Raw genomic sequence first — 1,406 nt, 5'->3', positions numbered from 1 at the left:
GCTCGTGATCGTTGCTGGCCTCTTGGGCTGGCTCTTCCAGGGCTATTGCATGTCCAGAGCCACTCAGATCGCGCACGGGGACGCGACCGCGATGCCACGGCCGGGCGACATCCGCTCGCATGCCCGCAGGGCAGCCCACGTGTTCGTCGTCGGCATCATCCCGGGCATCGCAGGAGTCGCCGCCTACTTCCTCATGTGGGCTGCACTCTCGGGCATCACTGGACTCGCCGGGACAGCCGGAATCCCCACGGAACCCTTCGCGTCGTCCGATGTGGCGACCGCCATCGGCGGTATGGTCTCCATGCTGCCAGCGATTGCGATCTGGTCGCTGGTGCCGGTAGCGCTCTTGAGTCGCGTTGCGTGCACTGACTCGATCATCGGTACGACTGAGTACCGCACGGCACTCGGCCGCGTGTGGGAGCACCGCCGCGCGGCACTCGTTGTCACTCTCCCATTCGCTGCTTGGAGTCTGGTGCGGTGGCCGCTCACCGCTTGGGACAGGCTCGCTGAGGTCAGTTGGCTCGCGCCACTCCGGGCCACCGACTTCGCAGCGCTAGTCTCAGGCACCGCTCAGAGCGGACTCGTGTTCCACGTCGCCATCCAGTGTCTGCTCGCTGTCGTGTGGGCATGCACCCTGCTCCTGACCGCTGACCTCGTCGGACAGTTCGGTCGCGTCGCCTGGTGCGCAACCAGCGGCGAGAACGTGCAGTTGACCCAACCGGCGTTTCCAGCGGACGGCGCAGCGCGGTAGGCTAGGAATCGGCGACGGCAAGATGCGCCGCCGCTGAAACGCAGAAACGTTCGGTAGATTGGGCTCGGGGGATGCCGTCAGCCGAAGACGCGCGTGCGATCATCACGGTCGAGTTCCCCTACGTGGACGAGCCGCTCCGCGCGCTCGCCGCGTTCCTGTCCGTCATCTCGGCAGTCGTGGCCGTCGCTCTCGCATGGATGGCGCTGGTCGGGGTGTTCGAGCAACCGTGGCGCACGTCGTCCGCACTCGGCTCGGCGGGCCTACTCGGATTCGCGTGGCTATCCGCCTCGGCATCACGCAGACGGCGCAACTGCTGGGTCTTCAGCCCAGACGGATGGACGGACTACCACCCCTTCACGGGCAAGGTAGCGACGATTCCTTGGGACTCAATCACTGAAGTCCGCCTAGTCGCGCTCGAAGGCCGATCAGCCATCGAAATCAGTTGTCGCGACACCGTCGGGATGGTGTGGCAGGACTACTGGAGCCTCGGCATCCTGCGTGAGGGGATGGCGGCACGGCTCGTCCAACAACTGGAGGCGCACATCCCATCGTCGCTCATCGCCGATCGGGTTGCAGCACTCGCCACGCCACTACCGAACACGCGCTTCCAACGGTAGCGCGCCCACGGCGTAGAATCGGTCTTGAGAGCGGAGCG

General features: G+C 65.9%; 2 protein-coding genes. Both read left to right on the top strand.

Annotation, left to right across the window (positions count from 1 at the left end):
- Positions 1-751 (top strand): DUF4013 domain-containing protein (locus FDZ70_10675; GenBank protein ID TLM65983.1); only part of this gene is annotated, 751 nt, incomplete at its 5' end.
- A gap of 71 nt (positions 752-822) precedes the next feature.
- Positions 823-1,368 carry a hypothetical protein gene (locus FDZ70_10670; protein ID TLM65982.1) on the top strand — a complete coding sequence of 182 codons (546 nt, stop codon included), beginning with the start codon at positions 823-825 and terminating at the stop codon, positions 1,366-1,368.
- Positions 1,369-1,406: the final 38 nt, after the last annotated feature.

This window comes from Actinomycetota bacterium, from assembly GCA_005774595.1.
Taxonomy (GTDB): domain Bacteria; phylum Actinomycetota; class Coriobacteriia; order Anaerosomatales; family D1FN1-002; genus D1FN1-002.
Note: the sequence above shows the minus strand (reverse complement) of the source record. Positions and strands in the feature narration are given on the sequence as shown.

What these genes read in the sequence shown, in the direction of transcription:
- FDZ70_10670 (TLM65982.1), top strand. Translation starts at nt 823, where the DNA reads ATGCCGTCAGCCGAAGACGCGCGTGCGATCATCACGGTCGAGTTCCCC.